The organism is Paenibacillus sp. P46E, from assembly GCF_001909095.1.
In the GTDB taxonomy this organism is placed as follows: domain Bacteria; phylum Bacillota; class Bacilli; order Paenibacillales; family Paenibacillaceae; genus Paenibacillus_AQ; species Paenibacillus_AQ helianthi.
In genome coordinates this window covers 13,981-37,372 of the sequence record NZ_LVYZ01000056.1, presented here as the reverse complement: position 1 = coordinate 37,372, position 23,392 = coordinate 13,981, and the positions used below count along the sequence as shown (strand labels likewise).

Here is a 23,392-nt window from a genome sequence, read left to right as displayed (position 1 = left end):
GCCTATGCGGTAATAAATCAAGATATAGATTAAGGAGGGTTGCTCCTTGTTGGACATTAACAGTTTTGAATTTATGAAAATCGGGCTTGCTTCTCCGGAAAAAATTCGCTCTTGGTCCCGCGGAGAAGTAAAAAAACCGGAAACCATTAACTATCGTACGTTGAAACCGGAAAAAGAGGGCTTGTTCTGCGAGCGCATATTCGGACCGCAAAAGGACTGGGAATGCCATTGCGGTAAATACAAACGCGTACGTTATAAAGGCGTTGTGTGCGACCGTTGCGGCGTTGAAGTTACACGTGCCAAGGTTCGTCGTGAACGTATGGGGCACATCGAATTGGCTGCTCCGGTTTCTCATATCTGGTATTTCAAAGGGATTCCTAGCCGTATGGGTCTGGCCCTTGATATGTCCCCAAGATCGCTTGAAGAGATTATCTACTTTGCATCTTATGTTGTAACGGATCCAGGTGAAACACCGTTGGAGAAGAAACAACTTCTGTCCGAGAAAGAATACCGCAGCTATCGTGAAAAATACGGTTACGGATTCCAAGCCGGCATGGGCGCTGAAGCGGTTAAAAAGCTCCTTCAGGATATCGATATCGATAAAGAACTGGAATTCCTCAAAGAAGAGCTACGCACAGCTCAAGGTCAACGCCGCAACCGGGCCATTAAACGCCTAGAAGTGATTGAGGCTTTCCGCAACTCCGGCAACAAGCCTGACTGGATGATCATGGATGTACTTCCGGTTATTCCTCCTGAGCTTCGTCCAATGGTTCAGCTCGATGGTGGCCGTTTTGCTACGTCTGACCTTAATGATCTGTATCGTCGTGTAATTAACCGTAATAACCGTCTGAAAAGACTGCTGGACCTCGGTGCGCCTGATATTATCGTGCAGAACGAGAAACGCATGCTTCAAGAGGCAGTGGATGCTTTGATTGACAACGGCCGTCGTGGCCGTCCTGTAACAGGTCCTGGTAACCGTCCGCTCAAATCCCTCAGCCATATGCTGAAAGGTAAACAGGGACGTTTCCGCCAGAACTTGCTCGGTAAACGTGTTGACTATTCCGGACGTTCCGTTATCGTAGTAGGCCCGTATCTGAAAATGTACCAGTGCGGTCTGCCAAAGAAAATGGCGCTCGAATTGTTCAAGCCGTTCGTGATGAAAGAACTCGTTAACAAGGGCCTAGCCCATAACATCAAGAGTGCAAAACGCAAGGTTGAACGTGTTAGCCCAGAAGTTTGGGATGTGCTTGAAGATGTCATCAAGGAGCATCCGGTTCTGCTGAACCGGGCACCTACGCTTCACAGACTCGGGATTCAAGCATTTGAACCGATTCTGGTTGAAGGCCATGCTATCCGTCTGCATCCACTCGTATGTACGGCTTACAATGCCGACTTTGACGGTGACCAAATGGCGGTGCACGTTCCTCTGTCCGCTGAAGCTCAGGCTGAAGCGCGTATCCTGATGCTAGCATCCGGTAACATCCTTAACCCTAAAGATGGTAAACCGGTTGTTACTCCTTCCCAGGATATGGTCCTTGGTACATTCTATTTGACCATGGATAACAAGGAAGAAAAGGGAAGTGGTATGATTCTGCGTACCGTGAACGAAGCTGTATCAGCTTATCAACGCGGAACTGCAGGCTTACATGCTCGCGTAGCCATTCCTGCCAAAGCTCTCGGCAAAACATGCTTTACGGAAGCTCAGCAGAATGCAATGCTTATTACAACTGTCGGTAAGATTATTTTCAACGAAATCTATCCAAGCAGTTTCCCTTACATCAACGAAGCAACAAAGACCAACCTGCTGCAAGGCACACCTGAGAAATATTTCATTTATGAAAAAGGCGCGGATATCCGCGAAATGATCATGAGCCTACCGGATGCTAGTGCAGTAGGTAAAGAATATTTAGGTCTGATTATTGCCCGTTGCTTTGAGATTTACCATACAACCAAGACGTCTATGATTTTGGATAAAATCAAGCAACTCGGCTTCACGTACTCTACTCGTTCCGGTGTTACTGTAGCTGTATCGGATGTTATTGTACCTGAAGAGAAAGTTACCATTCTTAAGGAATCGGAAGCTAAGGTTGATGTGGTTGCTAATCAATACCGTCGTGGTCTGATCACCAATGATGAGCGCTATGACCGCGTCATTGAGATCTGGTCGAAGACGAAGGATGATCTTACGAACATCCTGCTTAAATCGATGGACCGATTCAATTCCATCATGCTCATGGTTGACTCCAAGGCACGTGGTAACAAGTCGCAGATTACACAGCTGGGTGGTATGCGTGGTCTGATGGCTACACCTTCAGGACGGATTTTTGAATTGCCAATCAAGGCGAACTTCCGTGAAGGCCTAACCGTCCTCGAGTACTTTATCTCCACTCACGGAGCTCGTAAAGGTCTGGCCGATACAGCGCTGCGTACAGCGGACTCCGGTTATCTAACCCGTCGTCTCGTTGACGTTGCACAGGACGTTATTGTACGTGAAGAAGACTGTGGTACGGATAAAGGCTTCACTGTCAGCCGTATACAGGACGGCAAGGAAGTTATCGAAGATTTATATGACCGTATTGAAGGCCGTTACTCCTTTGAAACTGTTCGTCATCCAGAGACGAAGGAAATCATCGTTAACCGTAACGATCTGATTGACTCCGACAAGGCTGAGGAAATTGTGAACGCAGGGGTAACCAAGCTGCAGATTCGATCTGTATTGAGCTGCCGTGCCCGTCACGGGGTCTGCAAGAAATGCTACGGACGCAATCTGGCAACAGGTAAACATGTGGATATCGGTGAAGCTGTAGGTATTATCGCTGCTCAATCCATCGGTGAGCCAGGAACCCAGCTTACCATGCGTACGTTCCATACCGGGGGTGTTGCCGGTGATGACATCACGCAAGGTTTGCCTCGTATTCAAGAGCTGTTTGAAGCCCGTAACCCTAAAGGTCAGGCGACAATTAGTGAGATTGATGGTGTAATCAAGGAAATCCGTGAAACCAAGGACCGTCGTGAAATCGAGGTTCAGGGTGAAGCTGAATCCAAAACCTACTCCATTACCTATGGTTCCCGTCTGCGTGTCAGTGAAGGCCAGGAGATCGAAGCTGGGGATGAACTGACAGACGGTTCGATCGACCCGAAAGAAATGCTGCGTATCAAAGGGATCCGCGGGGTACAAAACTACATTCTGCAAGAAGTACAGCGTGTATATCGTAACCAGGGCGTTGAAATCAACGATAAGCACATTGAAGTTATGATTAAGCAAATGCTGCGCAAAATCCGTATCATCGAAGCCGGTGACACGAATCTGCTGCCAGGTGCTTTCTCAGATATTCATGAGTATGAAGCTGCGAATAAGGAAGCAATTCTGTCCGGTAAAGAGCCGGCAGTTGCCAAACCTGTACTGCTAGGTATTACCAAAGCATCGCTTGAGACAGACTCCTTCTTATCTGCGGCATCCTTCCAGGAAACGACTCGTGTCCTGACAGATGCAGCGATCAAAGGAAAAGTGGATAAACTTCTCGGCCTGAAAGAGAACGTTCTGATTGGTAAGCTGATTCCTGCAGGTACAGGTATGAACCGTTACCGCAATGTCAAACTTAGCGATCCGAATGAAGAAAGCAAGCTGGAAGCTCTAGAGACGGTTCCTGCTGAATAGTTGAATAATCATAGTGGCAGTTTTACGCGTCATGGTCGTAATAGACCGTGACGCGGTTACTCCACTTTGAATATTTATAAATTTATTACCGAATTTCTTGACATCATCAGATGATAATGCTAATATGTCTAAGGTGCGTGAGTGGCCTTGTTATTCTTGTTCATTGGAGGTAATCATATATTATGACTGATGATATGGGATTGCAGGATGCTCAGGTCAAGATCGGTACCAAACAAACCGTCAAGGCGGTAGAGTTGGGCCAAGCCGCAGAAGTCTATGTGGCGGAGGACGGAGATCAACGGCTTACTTCCAGAATTGTTATGCTTTGCAACAAACAAGGCGTGAAGATCACTTATGTGGATACCATGTTGAACTTGGGCAAAGCCTGCGGTATAGAAGTTGGTGCTGCTATGGCAGCCGTCTTAAAACAATAGCAAGGAAATTGTTTTTGTACCGGGGGTACACTCTGGCAGCAAAGACTTTTCATTTGTCTTTTTATGAACCGCCTGGGTCTGTGGACTTAATGTTCGTAAATGGATTATCATTTCAGGAAGGGGGTGGCACAACATGCCAACTATTAATCAACTGGTTCGTAAAGGCCGTCAAGCCAAAATCGAAAAGTCCAAATCTCCCGCTCTGCAAAAAGGGTTTAACGCCCTGAAGCGTGAGGCTACAAACTTGAGCGCTCCGCAAAAACGCGGTGTATGCACTCGTGTAGGCACAATGACACCACGTAAACCAAACTCCGCACTTCGTAAGTATGCCCGTGTTCGTTTGACGAACCGTCTTGAGGTGACTGCTTACATTCCGGGGATCGGACATAACCTTCAAGAGCACAGCGTAGTATTGCTGCGCGGAGGTAAAGTTAAGGACCTTGCAGGAGTTCGTTACCACATCGTACGTGGCGCTCTGGATACTGCAGGCGTAGCTAACCGGATGCAAGCTCGCTCCAAGTATGGTGCGAAACGACCTAAAGCTAAGAAATAAGATTGTAATATCTGAATAATAAACATTTAAGAAAGGGGGATATCCATGCCACGCAAAGGTCCAGTTACTAAGAGAGATGTATTGCCAGATCCATTGTATAATAGCAAGTTGGTTACTCGTTTGATCAACCGTATTATGCTGGGTGGTAAAAGAGGTGTCGCTCAAAGCATTCTGTACAATTCGTTTAAATTGATCCAAGAACGTACGGGCAAAGAACCGATGGAAGTTTTCGAAGCAGCCATCAAGAATATCATGCCGGTATTGGAAGTAAAAGCTCGTCGTGTCGGCGGTGCTAACTACCAAGTGCCTATCGAGGTTAAACCTGAGAGACGTACTGCTCTGGGATTACGTTGGCTCGTGAACTACTCACGCAACCGCGGCGAGAAGACTATGGAAGAGCGTTTGGCGGCTGAGATCATCGATGCTTCCAACAACACAGGCGCTTCAGTTAAGAAACGCGAAGATACGCACAAAATGGCTGAAGCGAACAAAGCGTTTGCTCACTACCGCTGGTAGGATCTAAAGCCGTTCAAATAACTTATTTTTTGAAGGGAGACCCATTTCATGGCAAGAGAGTTCTCCTTGAAAAATACACGTAATATCGGGATCATGGCACATATTGATGCTGGTAAGACTACTACCACTGAGCGGATTCTATTCTATACAGGCCGTACGCACAAAATCGGTGAAGTTCACGAAGGTGCTGCAACAATGGACTGGATGGAACAGGAACAGGAGCGCGGAATCACTATTACTTCCGCCGCTACAACTGCTGCATGGAAAGGTCACCGCATCAATATCATTGATACTCCGGGACACGTTGACTTCACTGTTGAAGTTGAACGTTCCCTTCGTGTATTGGATGGGGCAGTAGGCGTTTTCAGTGCGAAAGAGGGCGTTGAACCTCAGTCTGAAACTGTATGGAGACAGGCTGACCGTTATGGTGTTCCCCGTATCGCATATGTTAACAAAATGGATATCATTGGCGCGGACTTCCTTAACGTCGTAGAAAGCATGCGTGATCGTTTGCAAGCCAACGCAGTTGCAATTCAACTGCCAATTGGTGCCGAAAACGACTTCGTTGGTATTATTGACCTGGTTGAGCAAAAAGCTCACATCTTCAAAGATGACCTTGGTCAAAATATCGAAATCACAGAAATTCCTGCTGATTATTTGGAACAAGTTGAGACTCTGCGTCTTGAGTTAATCGAGAAGGTAGCAGAACTTGACGAAGATCTGACTATGAAGTACCTGGAAGGCGAAGAAATCACAGTTGATGAAATCAAAGCTGCACTGCGCAAAGGCGTATGTGACGTTAAGATCTTCCCTGTAATTGTCGGATCCTCCTACCGTAACAAAGGTGTTCAGCTGATGATGGACGCTGTTGTAGATTACTTGCCATCTCCTCTGGATGTACCTGCTATTCAAGGTCATCTGGATGACGGAACTGAAGCAGTTCGCCACTCTTCGGATGAAGAACCATTCTCAGCGCTGGCATTTAAAATTATGACAGACCCTTATGTTGGTAAACTCACGTTCTTCCGTGTATACTCTGGTGTACTGGAATCTGGCTCTTATGTAGTTAACGCTACTAAGAACAAACGTGAGCGTATCGGCCGTATCTTGCAAATGCATGCGAACAGCCGCCAAGAGATTTCCATCGTTTATTCCGGTGATATCGCGGCAGCTGTTGGTCTGAAAGACACAAGTACAGGCGATACCCTCTGTGATGAGAAACATCCGGTAATTCTGGAGTCAATGAACTTCCCTGATCCGGTTATCGAAATCGCAGTTGAACCAAAAACCAAAGCTGACCAGGACAAGTTGGGCGTTGCTCTCGGTAAGTTGACTGAAGAGGATCCAACTCTTCGTGCACATACTGATGAAGAAACAGGCCAAACCATTCTGGCAGGTATGGGTGAGCTTCACCTTGATATTATCATCGACCGTATGCGCCGCGAATTCAAAGTAGAAACCAACGTGGGTAAACCACAGGTTGCTTACCGCGAAACATTCAAAGCACCAGCACGCGTTGAAGGTAAATTCGTTCGCCAGTCCGGCGGTCGCGGTCAGTACGGTCACGTATGGGTTGAGTTTGAACCCCTCGAGCCAGGTACAGGCAGCAAATTCGAAAGTAAAGTTGTCGGTGGTTCTGTACCTAGAGAATACATCGCTCCTGCACTTGCCGGTATTGAAGAACAAATGAAAAACGGCGTTCTTGCAGGCTTCCCGCTTGTAGACGTTAAGGCAACCATCGTAGATGGTTCTTATCATGATGTTGACTCCAACGAAATGGCATTTAAAATTGCTGGCTCGATGGCACTCAAAGCGGCTAAAGAAAAGTGCAAACCTGTACTGCTTGAGCCAATCATGAAAGTGGAAGTAACTGTCCCTGAGGAATACATGGGCGATGTTATGGGTATGCTGAACTCCCGTCGCGGTAGAATCGAAGGTATGGATTCCCGTGGTGGAGCGCAAATTATCCGTGCAAAGGTACCTCTTTCCGAAATGTTCGGATATTCCACGACTCTCCGTTCTGGTACTCAAGGACGCGGTGTATTCTCAATGGAGCTTTCTCACTATGAAGAAGTTCCTAAATCCATTGCAGAAGAAATCGTATCCAAGAACAAAGGCGGAGAATAATCTCCATTTTTAACTTGCCGTCCGGATACCAACACTCAGTCATCTAGAATTACATGTTAGCGGGCGGCTCAAATATAAGGAACCCCACATTAAGGAGGAACTGTTCAAATGGCAAAGGCAAAGTTTGAACGTAACAAACCACACGTTAACATCGGTACCATTGGTCACGTCGACCATGGTAAAACGACTCTGACTGCTGCAATCACTACTGTATTGTCCAAAAAATACGGTGGCGCTGCTGTAGCATTCGACCAAATCGACAAAGCTCCTGAAGAACGCGAACGTGGTATCACTATTTCCACAGCTCACGTTGAATATGAAACTCCTAACCGTCACTACGCACACGTAGACTGCCCTGGACACGCCGACTATGTTAAAAACATGATCACTGGCGCAGCGCAAATGGACGGAGCAATCCTGGTTGTATCCGCAGCTGACGGCCCTATGCCACAGACTCGTGAACACATCCTGTTGTCCCGTCAAGTAGGTGTTCCTTACATCGTCGTGTTCTTGAACAAATGCGACATGGTTGAAGACGAAGAGTTGCTTGAACTGGTTGAAATGGAAGTTCGCGACTTGCTGAGCGAATACGACTTCCCAGGTGATGATACTCCAATCATCCGTGGATCTGCTCGTGAAGCTCTGCAGAACCCTGAAGGCGAATATGCACAGAAGATCGTTGAAATGTTCGAAACGATCGACACGTACATCCCGCTTCCAGAACGTCAGACTGACAAGCCTTTCTTGATGCCTGTCGAAGATGTATTCTCCATCACTGGCCGCGGTACTGTGGCAACTGGTCGCGTAGAACGCGGAACAGTTAAAGTCGGAGAAGAAATCGAAATCGTTGGTATTCACGAAGAAAAGAAAAAATCCGTTGTTACAGGCGTTGAAATGTTCCGTAAATTGCTCGATTCCGCTCAAGCGGGCGACAACATCGGCGCATTGCTGCGTGGTGTAGACCGTAACATGATCGAGCGTGGCCAAGTATTGGCTAAGCCGAACTCCGTTAACCCACACACTGAGTTCACTGCTCAGATCTACGTTCTGACAAAAGAAGAAGGCGGACGTCACAAACCATTCTTTACTGGTTACCGTCCACAGTTCTACTTCCGTACAACTGACGTAACTGGTATCATCAACCTGCCAGAAGGTACTGAAATGGTTATGCCTGGTGACAACATCACTGTAACTGTTTCCCTGATCTCCCCAATCGCTATTGAAGAAGGTACTAAATTCTCCATTCGCGAAGGCGGACGTACAGTTGGTGCCGGTTCCGTAGCTTCCATCCAAAAATAATTCAGCTCTATCCGTAAGGATAGAACTGAACTACAAGAGCAGGGATTCTTCTAACGAAGAGTCCCTGTTTTTTGCGCAAAAAAACTCTACCCCCAAATTGATTGAAAGTAGAGCCGGAACGATCTGTTATATCTCCTTAGAGTACATTGAACTAGGAGTTTTACTTAATACTACGTGCAGACTTGCGGGCTGGTCACTATTGTTTTTATAGGCAAATGATTCATCACCTGCAATATGCAGAATCTCTCCTTCAGCAAAAGGATTGTCAACGTCATTCACTTGAATGGTCCCTTCTCCTTTTATTGCTAGGATATATACTTCAGATCCCGGGTGCTTATGGACAGGTAACTGCTGACCTGGCATGAAATTAAGCACGAAGACTAAGCTATCCCCTTTTTGAAAAAGAATTCTCTTTGTAAAACGTTCTTCCTGATATTGAATTGCATCTGCTATGATTTTTTTCTCCATGGTATTCCCTGCTTTCAATTATTTGATTTGTTTTACTACAGTTTAACCTTATATTCACAGTGCTCATGGCCAGTTGCATTACATTTGATCTCTTTTACTGAAATTTTTCTTCCTAGTATTTTAGAGAGAGCTCCCTCCAGAATAGCTCCTTCCAAATCGCAAATCATTTTCTCCTCCGCAAGGGTGGGCAGACCTTTGCAAAAGCAATCCTCGACTGCAATGTTTATTTTGTGTTCATCTGAATGAACTATTCGGGGGATTCCAATCTTAAGATCTTCGAATAGCAGAATCAGTTCCTCTATAGAGGTAGCAGGCAGGCTCTCGCCAATCTTCCTTCCTATAGTTAGTGTGGTTCCTTTACCGCCGAGCGGTAAGCCTTGATTTAAGCCAATGAGACGAATCGTTCGAAACAGCTCCAGGGGAACCATATTCCCCAGCTGTGATCGATCCACCTTTTTCATATCATCGAAGGTGTATTGAAGCTTCATTCATTTCATCTCCTTCTTATTGTTCTCTCTCTATACTCTTATTCTGAAGGAAGAGAAGAGAATATTCCTTGATCTGAATCAAGTTTTTTGAAATTTGTGCGGGTGGTCACTCGGTTCCCTTAGCATTCTTGATATGTTGAGAGAAAGTGAAGGAATAGGATGTGTGAACAATGAAATGTGATATTTGTGAATCGCTTTCCTGTGTCCGGGGAGTGCCAGTATTTCAAGCTCTTTCAGATGGAGAATTATCTGTAATTCAATCCATAATCGAATCCAATTACTACAATAAGGGGTACCAGGTATTCAGAGAAGGTGAGGAATCAGATGCATTGTTCGTGGTTAAAAGCGGCCTGATCAAATTAACTCAATGTAATGCAGAAGGAAAACAGCATGTAGTGCGATATCTTTTCCCGGGAGATTATTTCGGACAGTTTGCTTTACTGCATCATAAACAGAATAATTTCACTGCAGAAATTGTTGAGAGTGGGAGTATATGTCGGATGCGGCGCAAGGATTTTCTGCCCCTGTTAGAACAGAACGCTTCGCTGGCATTCAGTTTTCTTATGTCAATGAGTGAGCAGTTACAGCAGGCGGAAGAGACGGCAGGAGTGATGCATATGTTTGAGGTAGAGAAAAGGCTTGCGAGACTTCTAGTAAAGCTTGCACATGGAAATAAATCGGGGGAAGTCAACACAGTCCAGAGTCAAGTCATACATTTACCCTCAGCAAAAAAAGAAATCGCAGCTATGATTGGAACAACTGCGGAAACATTAAGCAGAAAACTGCGAAAATTAATAGGCGTTAATATAATTACCTTACGAAACAGAAGAGTGGAGATCATTGATATGGATTCACTTTTACGGATCGGGGGATATAAATGAAAGTTATTCAGACCGAACCCAAATTGCTAAAATACCAATCCAGTGTTGGGCTCCTAGCTCTGAGCATCGATACTAATGCGGTTGTGGAGCGGCTGTTGGAGTGTAGTGATGATGTGGACATTAACCTGTCCATTGTACTGTTGCGTACGCTCCAGAGTCTCAGGGAATGACATGAAGGACATGTATACTTGAGTAGCTTTCCAGATCAGATAAAGTTAATTAATGAGAAGGAGTCCAGGAGGTTAGATATTTATTATAGTAAGAAAAGAGTGTTTGAAAAAAATATGAGCTATTTCTGATTTTCACTTGCAATGTTATCGTCTATTATATATAATAATAAATGTTGTTCTGAGACGTTGCGATGATGTGAGAGGTTACTGACACACCCGGCCCCTTTGCCATGAGGTCGACGTCAGAAAATTTTCACGGAGTATGTCCGATAATAAATTGGGCGATAGAAGGAGGGACTAAAATGGCAAAGCAAAAAATTCGTATTCGCTTGAAAGCATACGACCACAGAATTCTTGATCAATCCGCAGAGAAAATCGTTGAAACAGCAAAACGTTCGGGTGCTGGTGTATCCGGGCCGATCCCGCTGCCAACTGAGAAGCAAATCATTACTATTCTCCGTGCGGTACACAAGTACAAGGATTCCCGTGAACAGTTTGAACAACGGACTCACAAACGTTTGATCGATATTGTGAATCCTACACCACAAACTGTGGATGCCTTGATGCGCTTGGATCTACCGTCCGGTGTAGATATCGAAATCAAATTGTAATTCTACTATTAAGCAACTAGGAAAAGAAAAGAGGTGTCAACATTGAAAGGTATCTTAGGAAAAAAACTCGGTATGACTCAAGTGTTTACTCCAGAAGGTAACGTGATTGCTGTATCGGTTATCGAAGCTGGCCCTTGTGTAGTACTGCAAAAGAAAGACCTGAATATCGACGGATATGAAGCAGTGCAGTTGGGCTTTTCTGATAAGAAAGAAAGTCGCTCCAACAAGCCTGAACAAGGTCACGCCAAAAAGGCAAATGCAACACCTAAGCGCTACGTTCGTGAAATTCGCGGTGTTGACCTCGGGGCACTCGAGGTTGGACAAGAGCTGAAGGCTGATATCTTCGCTGAAGGCGAATTTGTTGACGTAACTGGCACTAGCAAGGGTAAAGGTTTCCAAGGTAACATCAAACGTTGGGGACAAAGCCGCGGACCAATGGCTCACGGATCGCGTTATCACAGAAGACCGGGTTCCATGGGTTCCATTCAAGCTAACCGCGTTCCTAAGGGCAAACGCCTTCCAGGACACATGGGTCACACGACCGTAACGGTTCAGAAGCTTGAAATCATCAAGGTTGATGTTGAACGTAACGTATTGCTGGTTAAAGGCGCTATCCCAGGTCCTAAGAACAGCTTCGTGAAAGTTAAAGAAACCGTTAAGAAATAATTACCTAAGAAAGGAGGAACATGAAATGCCAAAAGTAACACTTTTTAATATCAGTGGTAACGAAGTTGGCGAAGTTGAACTGAGTGATTCAGTATTCGGTATTGAACCGAACGTGCATGTCCTGCACGAAGCTGCACTTATGCAAAGAGCTTCCCTTCGTCGTGGTACACACAAAGTAAAAGGACGTTCTGAAGTGCGTGGCGGCGGACGTAAGCCTTGGAAACAAAAAGGTACAGGTCGTGCTCGTCAAGGCTCCATTCGTTCTCCACAATGGAAAGGCGGCGGCGTAGTCTTCGGACCAACACCACGCAGCTATTCCTGGAAACTGCCTAAGAAGGTTCGTCGTTTGGCCATCAAATCCGCGTTGTCCTCGAAAGTACTCGAGAATGACATCATCGTATTGGATAGTTTGACAATGAATGCTCCGAAAACGAAAGAATTCGCAGCTATTCTGAACAACCTGAAGGTTGGCACTAAAGCATTGATCGTAGCTCCTAGCTATGACGACAATGTAGCACTTTCCGCTCGTAACATCCCTGGGGTGAAATTCGTAGCGGCTGACGGCATCAATGTTCTTGACGTACTGACGTACGACAAACTGATCATCACTAAAGAAGCAGTTCTGAAGGTAGAGGAGGTGTTCGCGTAATGAAAGATCCTCGTGATATTATCAAACGTCCGGTGATTACGGAACGCACATCCGAATACATGAGCGAATTGAAATACGCTTTTGAAGTGGATATCCGTGCTAACAAGACCGAAATCAAAAAAGCTGTCGAGGCTATTTTTAAAGTGAAAGTAGTTAGTGTGAACACAATGCGCGTACCTGGTAAATTGAAACGTTATGGTAAATATTCTGGTTACACTCCAGAGTGGAAAAAAGCCATCGTTAAACTTAGCCCGGACAGCAAACCGCTGGAATTCTTTGAAGCGGTAGAATAAAACTCTGTGAAGTAAGGAGGGAACTATAGTGCCAATCAAAAAGTACAAACCGACCTCTCCGGCAAGACGCGGCATGTCCGTGTCTACGTTTGAAGAAATCACAACAAACCAGCCAGAGAAATCGTTGCTTGCGCCGCTGAGCAAAAAAGCGGGACGTAACAACCAAGGTAAAATTACGGTTCGTCACCATGGCGGCGGACACAAACGTAAATATCGTATCATCGATTTCAAACGGACTAAAGACGGCATACCAGGTAGCGTTGCTACGATCGAGTATGACCCGAACCGTACTTCCAACATTGCTTTGATCCACTATGCAGATGGAGAGAAACGTTACATTATCGCTCCTAAAGGTCTAAAAGTTGGGGATAAAGTTGAGTCCGGCCCTACAGCCGACATCAAAGTTGGTAACAGCCTTCCTCTGGAGAATATTCCTGTAGGTACAGTTATCCACAACATTGAGTTGAAACCAGGCAAAGGCGGACAATTGGTTCGTGCTGCTGGTACTGAAGCTCAGCTGCTGGGTAAGGAAGAAAAATACGTATCCGTTCGTTTGAACTCCGGTGAAGTACGCAGAATCCTCAGCGTATGCCGCGCGACTATTGGTTCCGTGGGTAACGAAGATCACGAATTGATCAAAATCGGTAAAGCCGGACGCAGTCGCTGGCTTGGCCAACGTCCAGAAGTACGCGGTGTTGTAATGAACCCGAACGATCACCCACACGGTGGTGGTGAAGGCCGTGCTCCTATCGGACGTAAATCGCCAATGTCTCCTTGGGGCAAACCAACCCTCGGCTACAAAACGCGTAAGAAAAACAAGGCATCTGATAAATATATCGTTCGCCGCCGCACAAAATAAGACGCTTCTGATAAGTTAGCTTAACGCGAAGCGTCGATTCGCGGTTTGAAGAACCGGATGAAGGGAGGATTCACACATGGGTCGCAGTTTAAAGAAGGGGCCATTTATTGATGGCTACCTGCTGAAAAAAGTTGAGGATTTGAACGAGGCTGATAAAAAAGTTGTAGTTAAAACTTGGTCCCGTCGCTCAACCATTTTCCCTCAGTTTATCGGACATACGTTTGGTGTATATGACGGCCGCAAACACGTGCCTGTATACGTAACAGAAGATATGGTAGGTCACAAGTTGGGCGAGTTCGCGCCAACACGTACTTACAAAGGCCACGCGGGTGACGATAAGAAAACCAGAAGATAATTAACGTCTTCGTTTGAGAGGAGGGAAAACAATGGAAGCAAAAGCACATGCTAGATCGGTGCGGATTTCCGCTCGCAAAGCGAAACTGGTTGTTGACTTGATTCGCGGCAAGCAAGTGGGGGAAGCAATTGCAATTCTTCGCCACACTCCAAAATCCGCTTCTCCGGTAGTTGAGAAATTGCTTAACTCGGCGATCGCCAATGCTGAGCACAACTACTCAATGGACGTGAACAGTTTGTTCGTTAGCGAAGTTTTCGTTAACCAGGGTCCTACTATGAAACGTTTCCGTCCGCGCGCCATGGGCCGCGCAAGCCGGATCAATAAACGTACCAGCCACATTACTTTGGTGGTATCTGAGAAATAAGGAGGGATAACACGTGGGTCAAAAGGTAAATCCAGTCGGACTCCGAATCGGTATTATTCGCGATTGGGAATCTAAATGGTATGCAGGCAAAGATTTCGGTACTCTTTTAATGGAAGACGTCAAAATCCGGGAATACCTTAAAGGCAAGTTGAAGGATTCCTCTGTTTCCCGCATCGAGATTGAAAGAGCGGCAAGCCGAGTGAACGTTACAATTCACACTGCTAAACCAGGTATGGTAATTGGTAAAGGCGGAGCAGAAGTAGAAGTACTTCGCAGTGCAGTTACAGCTATCGCTGGTGGCAAAAAAGTGCACATCAACATCAATGAAATCAAACACCCTGAACTGGATGCAATTCTGGTTGCTGAGAGCATTGCACAACAATTGGAACGTCGCGTATCGTTCCGTCGTGCACTGAAACAAGCAATTCAAAGAACTATGCGTTCCGGCGCAAAGGGAATTAAAACTCAAGTAGGCGGACGTCTTGGCGGCGCTGAGATTGCCCGTTCAGAAGGTTATAGCGAAGGAACAGTTCCACTTCATACGCTTCGTGCCGATATCGACTACGGAACGGCTGAAGCACATACAACTTACGGCCGTATCGGCGTGAAAGTATGGATCTACCGTGGAGAAGTTCTTCCCCCAGCTAAGAAACAAGCTGCTCAGGAAGGAGGCAACTAATCATGTTGGTACCAAAACGCGTAAAACACCGTAAGCAACAACGCGGTCACATGAAGGGTATGGCAAAAGGCGGTACTGAGCTGAACTTCGGCGAATATGGCCTGCAAGCTTTGGAACCATCTTGGATCACTAACCGTCAGATCGAAGCTGCCCGTATTGCAATGACTCGTTATATCAAACGTGGTGGTCAGGTTTGGATTAAGATTTTCCCAGATAAGCCTATTACTCAGAAGCCTCTCGAGGTTCGTATGGGTAGTGGTAAAGGTAATGTTGAGAAATGGGTAGCCGTAGTTAAACCGGGCAAGATTATGTTCGAACTCGGAGGCGTGTCGGAAGAAATCGCTCGTGAAGCGATGCGTCTTGCCGCTCACAAGCTGCCTGTAAAGACTAAGTTTGTGAAACGTGAAGAATTGGGTGGTGAAGCAAATGAAAGCTAATGAACTTCGCAACTTAACCACTGCCGAGATTGAACAGAAGATCGCCGGTTTCAAAGAGGAACTCTTCAATCTCCGTTTTCAATTGGCAACTGGCCAACTGGATAACCCGACTCGGATTCGTGACGTGCGCAAGGAAATAGCTCGTGCTAAAACCGTTATCCATCAAAGAGTACTTGGGATCAGTTAAGTGACGGCGGATGCTTAATCCGTAATCAGGAAGGAGGCTAACTATGAGCGAAGAACGTAATGCACGTAAAGTGCTGATCGGTAAAGTAGTCAGCGACAAAATGGATAAAACCATCGTAATTGCTGTTGAAACCTATAAAAAGCACAATCTGTATCACAAACGCATCAAGTCCACGAAGAAATTCAAGGCACATGATGAAGAGAATGTTGCAAAAATCGGTGATATCGTGAAAGTCATGGAAACTCGTCCGTTGTCTAAGGACAAACGCTGGAGACTTGTTGAAGTGGTAGAAGCAGCGGTTATCATTTAAGACGACCTATGAAGCTTGATCGGAAGGAGGAAATTAATAATGATTCAACCATTTACACGTTTGCATGTGGCTGATAACTCTGGTGCGAAGGAACTGATGTGTATCCGCGTACTGGGTGGTACTGGACGCCGTACAGCAGCAATCGGTGATTTGATCGTTTGTTCCGTTAAACAAGCAACACCAGGCGGCGTTGTCAAAAAGGGTGATGTTGTTAAAGCGGTAGTTGTACGTACCAAACGTTCCGTTCGCCGTAAAGATGGATCTTACATCGCATTCGACGAAAATGCAGCTGTTGTTGTAAAAGACGACAGAAGCCCGCGCGGAACACGTATCTTCGGACCAGTTGCTCGCGAACTTCGCGATAAAGACTACATGAAGATCGTTTCCTTGGCACCGGAAGTAATCTAAAGGAAATGTCCCAAAAAGTGTCATAGGAGGTGTAATAAATGCCTAGAGTGAAAAAAGTTCTGGAATCCCATAACAATAAACTGCACGTGAAAAAAGATGATGTGGTACTTGTGATTAGCGGGAAAGACAAAGGTAAAAAAGGCCGTGTCATCGCTGCTTATCCTCGTGAAAACCGCGTTCTGGTAGAAGGCGTAAACATGGTGAAAAAACACCAGAAGCCGAACCAGTTGAATCCACAAGGTGGAATCATTGAGCAAGAAGCTTCGATTCATGTGTCCAACGTAATGCACATTGATCCGAAGAGCGGTAAAGTTACCCGTATTGGTTACAAAGTGCTCGATAACGGTAAGAAGGTTCGGGTAGCTAAAAGATCCGGAGAGATTATCGACTAATACAGTCCTAAAGAAAGGAGGTAAATCTTCATGGCGGCAAGAATGAAAGAACGTTTTCTAAATGAAATTACACCTGCTTTGATGCAGAAGTTCAACTATACGACTGTAATGCAAGTGCCTAAGATCGAGAAGATCGTCATCAACATGGGTGTGGGTGACGCTGTTCAAAACTCCAAAGTACTTGATGCTGCAGTTAACGATATGCAACTGATCGCTGGTCAAAAACCGGTAATCACCAAAGCAAAGAAATCTATCGCCGGTTTCAAACTGCGCGAAAACATGCCGATCGGGGTTAAAGTAACACTGCGCGGAGATCGCATGTATTACTTCCTGGACAAATTGCTTAACGTAACACTTCCACGCGTACGTGACTTCCGTGGGGTTTCGACTAAATCATTTGACGGTCGCGGTAACTATACACTTGGTCTTAAGGACCAATTGATTTTCCCCGAAATCGAATATGATAAAGTAGATAAAGCACGCGGTATGGACATCGTTATTGTAACGACTGCTAAGACGGATGAGGAATCCCGTGAGCTTCTGACTCAGCTGGGAATGCCTTTCACAAAATAAGGACGTTTCATCCATTTCTCCGAAAATGTTTAGGAGGTGTCAGGCTAAGTGGCAAAAACTTCAATGAAAGTTAAACAACAACGCGAGCCCAAGTTCAAAGTACGTGCATACACACGTTGCGAGCGTTGCGGTCGTCCACATTCGGTACTGCAAAAGTTCAAAATTTGCAGAATTTGTTTCCGTGAGTTAGCTTATAAAGGCCAGATTCCTGGCGTGAAAAAAGCAAGTTGGTAAGAAGTTTATAAACGGGAAGGAGGTTTACACACATGACTATGTCTGATCCTATCGCAGATATGCTTACTCGTATTCGTAACGCCAACACTGTGCGTCACGAGACAGTAGAAATGCCTGCTTCGACAATGAAAAAACAAATTGCGGACATTCTGAAGCGTGAAGGTTTCATCCGTGACGCTGAATTCGTTGAAGACAGCAAACAAGGGATTATCCGTATCTTCTTGAAATACGGCCCGAACCAGGAGCGCGTTATCTCCGGTCTAAAAAGAATCAGTAAACCAGGCCTTCGCGTTTACACGAAGAGCAATGAAGTGCCTCGTGTACTCGGCGGCCTTGGAATCGCGATTATCTCCACATCTAAGGGAGTTATGACCGACAAAGAAGCTCGTCAATCTAAATCGGGCGGAGAAGTTGTCTGCTACATTTGGTAATAAACGTCACAAGATAAGGAGGTGCAACACATGTCTCGTATTGGTCGCAAACCAATCGCAGTACCTAGCGGTGTAGATGTCACTTTGGACAACACCGTTATTACAGTAAAAGGTCCTAAAGGCACTTTGACTCGTGAGCTTCATAAAGACATGAAGGTTACAGTTGAAAATAACGAAATCACCGTTGTTCGCCCGTCGGACAACAAATTGCATCGTTCACTTCACGGCACAACCCGCTCCGTTGTCAACAACATGGTTAGTGGTGTGACTGAAGGTTTCTCGAAATCTCTGGAGCTGGTTGGGGTCGGATATCGTGCAAGCAAATCCGGAGATAAAATCGTACTGAACGTTGGTTACTCCCACCCGGTTGAAATCTCACCGGAAGCGGGTATCGAGTTCGAAGTTCCTGCGAACACGAAGATCATCGTTAAGGGCATCGATAAAGAACGCGTTGGCGCTTATGCTGCCAAAATCCGTTCCGTACGCGAACCTGAACCGTACAAAGGTAAAGGTATCAAATATGAAGGCGAGCGTATCATCCGCAAGGAAGGTAAAGCCGGTAAAAAGAAATAACCGGTTTGATCTTAATTGTAAGATACCCCGTGCATCTTAAAGTGAAGCTGTTTACGGCAAACTGAAGGGAGTGAAAGGGAAGTCATGATTACAAAAGAGGATAAAAACAAGGCTCGTCTCAAAAGACACCTGCGTGTTCGTAAGAAAATTCAGGGGACTGCTGAGCGTCCACGTTTGAATGTGTTCCGTTCGTCGAAACACATCTACGCTCAACTGATCGATGACGTGTCAGGCGTTACTATCGTATCTGCCTCGACACTCGATAAAGATCTGAGCGCTAACATCGGAAATGGCGGCAGCGTTGAAGCTGCGAGCAAAGTTGGTCAATTGATCGCTGAGCGTGCCAAAGAAAAAGGATATGCTGTGGTTGTATTTGACCGCGGAGGATACTTGTACCATGGACGGATTCAAGCTTTGGCTAACGCAGCTCGCGAAGCTGGTCTTGAATTCTAGAATATTTCTAAAAGGAGGTTAACGACTTGCGTGTAGATCCGAACAGTTTAGAACTGACAGAAAGAGTTGTACACATTAACCGTGTTGCAAAAGTTGTAAAAGGCGGACGCCGTTTCAGCTTTAGCGCACTTGTTGTTGTGGGCGACGGCAACGGCTACGTCGGTGCTGGTATCGGTAAAGCCGGCGAAGTTCCGGATGCCATCCGTAAAGGCATTGAAGACGCCAAGAAAAACCTGATTCACATTCCAATCGTAGGAACTTCGATTCCCCATCTGGTTACTGGACATTTCGGCGCAGGACGTGTGCTGCTGAAACCAGCATCAGAAGGTACTGGCGTTATTGCCGGTGGTCCTGTTCGTGCGGTATTGGAATTGGCAGGCGTTGGCGACATCTTGACAAAATCTTTGGGTTCTTCGAATTCCATGAACATGGTCAATGCAACTTTGGAGGGACTTTCCCGTCTGAAGCGCATTGAAGAGGTCGCGAAACTTCGCGGCAAATCTGTCGAAGAATTGCGCGGTTAAGGAGGGGAACGTCAATGGCAAAATTGCAAATCACCCTCGTACGCAGCGTAATCGGACGTCCAGAAACACAACGTGTTACTGTTAAGACGCTCGGCCTGCGTAAAACCAACTCGTCCGTGGTCCATAATGACACTCCTGCGATTCGCGGAATGATCAATAAAGTGAGCCACTTGTTATCCGTTACTGAAATTGAAGGCTAAACGCCTCTCATAAATTAACAAATATAAGGAGGTGCAAACGATGAAGTTACATGAACTTGCTCCAGCTCCTGGTTCACGCAAAGAACGCAACCGCGTTGGTCGTGGTCCTAGTAGTGGGAACGGTAAAACTTCCGGCCGCGGTCATAAAGGGCAAAACTCCCGTTCCGGCGGCGGTGTTCGTCCGGGCTTCGAAGGTGGACAAAACCCACTCTATCGTCGTCTGCCTAAACGTGGTTTCATTAATCCTACCCGTAAAGAGTATGCGATTGTGAACCTGGAAGATCTGAACAGCTTTGCTGAAGGAACCGAAGTGACTCCACAGTTGCTTATTGAAACTGGTGTTGTCAAGAATTCCAAAAGCGGCATTAAGATTCTCGGTAATGGCGAACTAGCCGTTAAATTGACTGTACAAGCAAATAAGTTCTCTCAATCTGCGGTAGAGAAAATCGAGGCTGCCGGCGGTAAAACCGAGGTGATCTAATGTTCAAGACGCTTAAGAATATATGGCATGTTGAAGATTTGCGCAAAAAGATCCTGTTTACCCTGTTCGTTCTGATCATATACCGCATCGGTTCGTTTGTACCGGTTCCCGGTGTGAACAAAGATGTACTGGAATCAACAAATCAGAGCGGGGACGCTTTGATGGGTCTTTTAAACACCTTCTCGGGCGGAGCGCTCAAAAACTTCTCTATCTTTGCGATCAGTATTTACCCGTACATTACTGCATCTATCATTGTGCAATTGCTCTCGATGGATGTAATTCCCAAGTTCGCCGAATGGGCTAAACAAGGGGAGCACGGGAAAAAGCAACTGGCGCAAATTACCCGTTACGGCACCGTAGTACTCGGTTTGATTCAAGCTTTTGCTACATCAATCGGGTTTAACCGGATATATGGCACTGAGATGATTCCAAATGCAACCTTTGCGGATTACCTGCTTATCGCGATCATATTGACGGCTGGTACATCATTCCTGATGTGGCTAGGTGAGCAGATTACAGAAAAGGGAATAGGAAACGGGATTTCGATCCTGATTTTTGCGGGCATCGTCGCCGCCATCCCGGGATATATTACCACTACGGCACAATCAAGCTTTATTCAGCCGGATCAGGTGTTCCTGAATATTCTTAAAGTCGTTATTGTTCTGATCGTGATTGTAGCGATTATTACAGGGGTTATCTTTGTACAACAAGGTATCCGGAAAATTCCTGTACAATATGCTAAACGAGTGGTCGGTAACAAAATGTACGGTGGACAGAATACACACATTCCGCTTAAAATCAATGCGGCAGGTGTAATTCCGGTTATCTTCGCCGTATCACTGCTTCAATTTCCAATTGTAATATCGAGCTTCTGGGCAAGTCATGAATGGGCTAAATGGGTTACTGCAAATCTTTATTATGATAAGCCGCTAGGCATGCTACTTTACGTGGTCATGATCATCGGATTTACGTTCTTCTATACGTTTGTTCAGATGAATCCGCAGCAAATGGCTGACAATATGAAGAAAAATGGTGGCTATATCCCAGGTATTCGTCCAGGTAAAGCGACTGAGAAATATTTGACCCGGGTAATGTCACGTCTGACTATGTCAGGGGCGATTTTCCTGGCTTTGATCTCTGTCCTTCCGGTGTTCTTTGGTAACTTGTCTGGTCTACCCCGTTCAGTCAAGATTGGTGGTACCTCACTGCTGATCGTAATTGGTGTAGCTCTGGACACGATGAAGCAGATCGAGAGCCAATTGATCAAACGCCATTACAAAGGCTTCATCAATAAATAGTCGATAGGTTCCGGCGAAGCATAGACTCACAGACTTCCCGGCACCTATTGTGCTGTTTCTTGCTTGGTGGCGAACTTTTGGGGGGAGAAGAGAAATCGTGAACATTTTATTCATGGGCCCTCCTGGGGCAGGCAAGGGGACACAGGCTGCTGTAGTTGTAAAAGAGTTGGATATTCCTCATATTTCGACAGGTGATGCTTTCCGCTTGGCTATCAAGCAAGGCACTCCGGTTGGACTTAAGGCCAAATCTTATATCGATCAAGGTTTGCTTGTACCTGATGATGTGACCATTGGAATTGTTGAAGAACGGCTGCAGCAGTCCGATTGCGAAAAAGGTTTCTTATTGGATGGCTTTCCAAGAACCCTTTCGCAAGCGGAAGCGCTGGAAGATATCTTGAGCCGCTTGAATCGATCGTTGGATCATGTAATCAACTTGAATGTGGACCGTGGACTGCTGATGGCGCGTCTTACCGGACGCCGAATCTGTACTGTTTGCGGAACATCCTACCATTTGATTTTCAACCCGCCGAAGCAAGAAGGCATTTGCGACATTGATGGCGGTGCATTGTATCAACGTCCGGATGACAATGAAGAAAGTGTAGGCAAGCGTCTGGATGAGTATGACAATAAGACAGCGCCACTGCTTGCGTTTTATGATAATAAAGGTCTTTTGCGTCAGGTAAACGGGGAAAACGAAATCAATGTCGTTTCTTCCGAAATCGTATCTTTGCTGCGAGGTTAATGTAATGATCATTTGTAAATCCGAACAGGAACTTGCCTTCATGAGGGAAGCTGGTCGAATTGTTGCCGAGAGTCACCGTCTGATCGCTGAGGCCATTCAGCCTGGTATTACGACTGGAGAACTCGACAGAATCGCCGATCAATACATTCGCAGTCAAGGTGCTGTGCCGTCTTTCAAAGGTTACAACGGTTTTCCTGCCAGCATTTGCGCTTCAGTCAACGAACAATTGGTGCATGGATTTCCGGGTAAGCGAAAACTGGTCGAAGGCGATATTGTTACGCTGGACATTGGTGCAGAGTACCGCGGTTATCACGGTGATTCCGCCTGGACTTACGGGGTGGGCAGCATTTCCGAACAGGCTCAGCGTCTGCTGGACGTAACGGAAGGCTCCTTGTACGCGGGACTGGCGTTAGTCAAACCGGATGTGCGCTTGTTTACAATCTCCCATGCAATTCAACAATACATCGAGGACGCCGGCTTCTCCGTCGTACGTGAGTATGTTGGCCATGGCATTGGGGCAGAACTGCATGAAGAACCGCAAATTCCGAATTATGGCATAGCGGACCGCGGACCACGTCTGAAACCGGGTATGGTGCTCGCGATTGAGCCGATGGTTAACGCAGGGGACAGATATGTCAGAACGCTGGAAGATAACTGGACGGTCGTTACGGTAGATGGTTCACTTTGTGCTCACTTTGAGCATACAGTAGCAGTTACACCGGACGGCATGGAAATTTTCACAAAACTGAATGCGTAGGTGATCTTCACGTGAATACTGGGAGCAGCCCGCAGATTGGTCAAATCGTGAGAATTCTCAAAGGCAAAGATGCCGGAGAGGCTGCCGTTGTTATCGCAGTTGTTGATAGCAGATTTGTATATATTGCCGATGGAGGCAAACGTAAGTTTGATGCACCAAAGAAGAAGAATATTCAGCATTTGGAGCTCATACCCTTCATCAGCAGTGAGATTGTGAACAGTTTGGAAGAAACCGGCCGGGTAACGAACGGAAAGCTGCGTTATGCAGTCTTGAAGTATGCTACACCAGCTGGAATAAGTGCTTATGAGAAAGGAGACTAACT

General features: G+C 46.0%; 35 protein-coding genes. 33 read left to right on the top strand and 2 right to left on the bottom strand.

Features of this window, described 5'->3' with window-relative positions:
* The first annotated feature begins 46 nt into the window (after positions 1-46).
* From rpoC to tuf, 6 genes are all read left to right on the top strand, one after another.
* Complete coding sequence (gene rpoC, locus A3849_RS21810) at positions 47-3,658, top strand: DNA-directed RNA polymerase subunit beta' (RefSeq protein ID WP_074113294.1); 3,612 nt, start codon at positions 47-49, stop codon at positions 3,656-3,658.
* A 182-nt stretch (positions 3,659-3,840) separates the two neighbouring features.
* Positions 3,841-4,092 (top strand): ribosomal L7Ae/L30e/S12e/Gadd45 family protein, encoded by a 252-nt coding sequence (locus A3849_RS21805; protein ID WP_020427076.1) that lies wholly within the window; start codon positions 3,841-3,843, stop codon positions 4,090-4,092.
* A gap of 133 nt (positions 4,093-4,225) precedes the next feature.
* Positions 4,226-4,645 (top strand): 30S ribosomal protein S12, encoded by a 420-nt coding sequence (gene rpsL / locus A3849_RS21800; RefSeq protein WP_020427075.1) that lies wholly within the window; start codon positions 4,226-4,228, stop codon positions 4,643-4,645.
* Positions 4,646-4,690: 45 nt separating this feature from the next.
* Positions 4,691-5,161: a 30S ribosomal protein S7 gene (rpsG, locus tag A3849_RS21795; RefSeq protein WP_020427074.1), complete on the top strand. Its 471-nt coding sequence runs from the start codon at positions 4,691-4,693 to the stop codon at positions 5,159-5,161.
* A 48-nt stretch (positions 5,162-5,209) separates the two neighbouring features.
* Positions 5,210-7,288, top strand: coding sequence for an elongation factor G (fusA, locus tag A3849_RS21790; protein WP_074113293.1), 2,079 nt, complete (start codon positions 5,210-5,212; stop codon positions 7,286-7,288).
* 108 nt (positions 7,289-7,396) lie between these two features.
* Complete coding sequence (gene tuf, locus A3849_RS21785) at positions 7,397-8,587, top strand: elongation factor Tu (RefSeq protein WP_039298612.1); 1,191 nt, start codon at positions 7,397-7,399, stop codon at positions 8,585-8,587.
* A 126-nt stretch (positions 8,588-8,713) separates the two neighbouring features.
* Here tuf and A3849_RS21780 read toward each other — a convergent pair whose 3' ends face one another.
* Complete coding sequence (locus tag A3849_RS21780; protein WP_074113292.1) at positions 8,714-9,055, bottom strand: cupin domain-containing protein; 342 nt, start codon at positions 9,053-9,055, stop codon at positions 8,714-8,716.
* Positions 9,056-9,090: 35 nt separating this feature from the next.
* Positions 9,091-9,543 (bottom strand): V4R domain-containing protein, encoded by a 453-nt coding sequence (locus A3849_RS21775; RefSeq protein WP_074113291.1) that lies wholly within the window; start codon positions 9,541-9,543, stop codon positions 9,091-9,093.
* Positions 9,544-9,713: 170 nt separating this feature from the next.
* Between A3849_RS21775 and A3849_RS21770 the strand changes: the two genes are divergently transcribed.
* The 27 genes from A3849_RS21770 to A3849_RS21645 all read left to right on the top strand — a co-directional run bounded on the left by A3849_RS21770 (position 9,714) and on the right by A3849_RS21645 (position 23,390).
* Positions 9,714-10,424 (top strand): Crp/Fnr family transcriptional regulator, encoded by a 711-nt coding sequence (locus A3849_RS21770; RefSeq protein WP_074113290.1) that lies wholly within the window; start codon positions 9,714-9,716, stop codon positions 10,422-10,424.
* The gene (locus A3849_RS33055; protein WP_178382773.1) at positions 10,421-10,594 is read left to right on the top strand and encodes a hypothetical protein; all 174 of its coding nucleotides are present in this window, start codon (positions 10,421-10,423) and stop codon (positions 10,592-10,594) included. Before A3849_RS21770 ends, A3849_RS33055 begins: the two co-directional genes overlap by 4 nt.
* A gap of 302 nt (positions 10,595-10,896) precedes the next feature.
* Positions 10,897-11,205, top strand: a complete 309-nt coding sequence (gene rpsJ, locus A3849_RS21765; RefSeq protein ID WP_017692074.1) for a 30S ribosomal protein S10 — start codon at positions 10,897-10,899, stop codon at positions 11,203-11,205.
* Positions 11,206-11,247: 42 nt separating this feature from the next.
* The gene (gene rplC, locus A3849_RS21760) at positions 11,248-11,871 is read left to right on the top strand and encodes a 50S ribosomal protein L3 (protein ID WP_074113289.1); all 624 of its coding nucleotides are present in this window, start codon (positions 11,248-11,250) and stop codon (positions 11,869-11,871) included.
* Between the two features lie 25 nt (positions 11,872-11,896).
* Positions 11,897-12,520 carry a 50S ribosomal protein L4 gene (rplD, locus tag A3849_RS21755; RefSeq protein ID WP_042217906.1) on the top strand — a complete coding sequence of 208 codons (624 nt, stop codon included), beginning with the start codon at positions 11,897-11,899 and terminating at the stop codon, positions 12,518-12,520.
* Complete coding sequence (rplW, locus tag A3849_RS21750) at positions 12,520-12,813, top strand: 50S ribosomal protein L23 (protein ID WP_019908225.1); 294 nt, start codon at positions 12,520-12,522, stop codon at positions 12,811-12,813. Before rplD ends, rplW begins: the two co-directional genes overlap by 1 nt.
* Before the next feature lie 28 nt (positions 12,814-12,841).
* Positions 12,842-13,672 carry a 50S ribosomal protein L2 gene (gene rplB / locus A3849_RS21745; protein WP_074113288.1) on the top strand — a complete coding sequence of 277 codons (831 nt, stop codon included), beginning with the start codon at positions 12,842-12,844 and terminating at the stop codon, positions 13,670-13,672.
* Positions 13,673-13,748: 76 nt separating this feature from the next.
* The gene (rpsS, locus tag A3849_RS21740; RefSeq protein ID WP_039298640.1) at positions 13,749-14,027 is read left to right on the top strand and encodes a 30S ribosomal protein S19; all 279 of its coding nucleotides are present in this window, start codon (positions 13,749-13,751) and stop codon (positions 14,025-14,027) included.
* Positions 14,028-14,058: 31 nt separating this feature from the next.
* Positions 14,059-14,391 carry a 50S ribosomal protein L22 gene (gene rplV, locus A3849_RS21735; protein ID WP_019908228.1) on the top strand — a complete coding sequence of 111 codons (333 nt, stop codon included), beginning with the start codon at positions 14,059-14,061 and terminating at the stop codon, positions 14,389-14,391.
* Between the two features lie 13 nt (positions 14,392-14,404).
* A complete protein-coding gene (rpsC, locus tag A3849_RS21730; protein WP_074086529.1) occupies positions 14,405-15,070 on the top strand; it encodes a 30S ribosomal protein S3 in 666 nt (221 codons plus the stop codon).
* A 2-nt stretch (positions 15,071-15,072) separates the two neighbouring features.
* Entirely contained in the window at positions 15,073-15,507 is a 435-nt protein-coding gene (rplP, locus tag A3849_RS21725) for a 50S ribosomal protein L16 (RefSeq protein WP_039298647.1), read from the top strand.
* Complete coding sequence (gene rpmC, locus A3849_RS21720) at positions 15,497-15,694, top strand: 50S ribosomal protein L29 (protein ID WP_019908232.1); 198 nt, start codon at positions 15,497-15,499, stop codon at positions 15,692-15,694. The genes rplP and rpmC overlap by 11 nt, the downstream gene beginning before the upstream one ends.
* A gap of 43 nt (positions 15,695-15,737) precedes the next feature.
* Positions 15,738-16,004 (top strand): 30S ribosomal protein S17, encoded by a 267-nt coding sequence (gene rpsQ / locus A3849_RS21715; protein WP_020427063.1) that lies wholly within the window; start codon positions 15,738-15,740, stop codon positions 16,002-16,004.
* A gap of 39 nt (positions 16,005-16,043) precedes the next feature.
* Positions 16,044-16,412 carry a 50S ribosomal protein L14 gene (rplN, locus tag A3849_RS21710; protein WP_019908234.1) on the top strand — a complete coding sequence of 123 codons (369 nt, stop codon included), beginning with the start codon at positions 16,044-16,046 and terminating at the stop codon, positions 16,410-16,412.
* A gap of 38 nt (positions 16,413-16,450) precedes the next feature.
* Positions 16,451-16,804 carry a 50S ribosomal protein L24 gene (gene rplX, locus A3849_RS21705; RefSeq protein WP_019908235.1) on the top strand — a complete coding sequence of 118 codons (354 nt, stop codon included), beginning with the start codon at positions 16,451-16,453 and terminating at the stop codon, positions 16,802-16,804.
* Between the two features lie 30 nt (positions 16,805-16,834).
* Entirely contained in the window at positions 16,835-17,377 is a 543-nt protein-coding gene (rplE, locus tag A3849_RS21700) for a 50S ribosomal protein L5 (RefSeq protein ID WP_074086530.1), read from the top strand.
* Between the two features lie 48 nt (positions 17,378-17,425).
* Positions 17,426-17,611: a type Z 30S ribosomal protein S14 gene (locus A3849_RS21695; RefSeq protein ID WP_036589425.1), complete on the top strand. Its 186-nt coding sequence runs from the start codon at positions 17,426-17,428 to the stop codon at positions 17,609-17,611.
* Positions 17,612-17,643: 32 nt separating this feature from the next.
* Positions 17,644-18,042, top strand: a complete 399-nt coding sequence (rpsH, locus tag A3849_RS21690; RefSeq protein WP_019908239.1) for a 30S ribosomal protein S8 — start codon at positions 17,644-17,646, stop codon at positions 18,040-18,042.
* A gap of 30 nt (positions 18,043-18,072) precedes the next feature.
* Positions 18,073-18,615 (top strand): 50S ribosomal protein L6, encoded by a 543-nt coding sequence (rplF, locus tag A3849_RS21685; protein WP_074113287.1) that lies wholly within the window; start codon positions 18,073-18,075, stop codon positions 18,613-18,615.
* An 84-nt stretch (positions 18,616-18,699) separates the two neighbouring features.
* Complete coding sequence (gene rplR, locus A3849_RS21680) at positions 18,700-19,068, top strand: 50S ribosomal protein L18 (protein ID WP_074086531.1); 369 nt, start codon at positions 18,700-18,702, stop codon at positions 19,066-19,068.
* A gap of 26 nt (positions 19,069-19,094) precedes the next feature.
* Positions 19,095-19,592, top strand: coding sequence for a 30S ribosomal protein S5 (gene rpsE / locus A3849_RS21675; protein ID WP_036652980.1), 498 nt, complete (start codon positions 19,095-19,097; stop codon positions 19,590-19,592).
* Between the two features lie 14 nt (positions 19,593-19,606).
* The gene (gene rpmD, locus A3849_RS21670) at positions 19,607-19,792 is read left to right on the top strand and encodes a 50S ribosomal protein L30 (protein ID WP_019908243.1); all 186 of its coding nucleotides are present in this window, start codon (positions 19,607-19,609) and stop codon (positions 19,790-19,792) included.
* A 40-nt stretch (positions 19,793-19,832) separates the two neighbouring features.
* Positions 19,833-20,273 carry a 50S ribosomal protein L15 gene (gene rplO, locus A3849_RS21665; RefSeq protein WP_020427058.1) on the top strand — a complete coding sequence of 147 codons (441 nt, stop codon included), beginning with the start codon at positions 19,833-19,835 and terminating at the stop codon, positions 20,271-20,273.
* Positions 20,273-21,571, top strand: a complete 1,299-nt coding sequence (secY, locus tag A3849_RS21660; RefSeq protein ID WP_074113286.1) for a preprotein translocase subunit SecY — start codon at positions 20,273-20,275, stop codon at positions 21,569-21,571. Before rplO ends, secY begins: the two co-directional genes overlap by 1 nt.
* 97 nt (positions 21,572-21,668) lie before the next feature.
* The gene (locus A3849_RS21655) at positions 21,669-22,313 is read left to right on the top strand and encodes an adenylate kinase (RefSeq protein ID WP_074086533.1); all 645 of its coding nucleotides are present in this window, start codon (positions 21,669-21,671) and stop codon (positions 22,311-22,313) included.
* Positions 22,314-22,317: 4 nt separating this feature from the next.
* A complete protein-coding gene (gene map / locus A3849_RS21650; protein WP_074113285.1) occupies positions 22,318-23,070 on the top strand; it encodes a type I methionyl aminopeptidase in 753 nt (250 codons plus the stop codon).
* A gap of 11 nt (positions 23,071-23,081) precedes the next feature.
* Positions 23,082-23,390, top strand: a complete 309-nt coding sequence (locus A3849_RS21645) for a KOW domain-containing RNA-binding protein (protein WP_074113284.1) — start codon at positions 23,082-23,084, stop codon at positions 23,388-23,390.
* Positions 23,391-23,392: the final 2 nt, after the last annotated feature.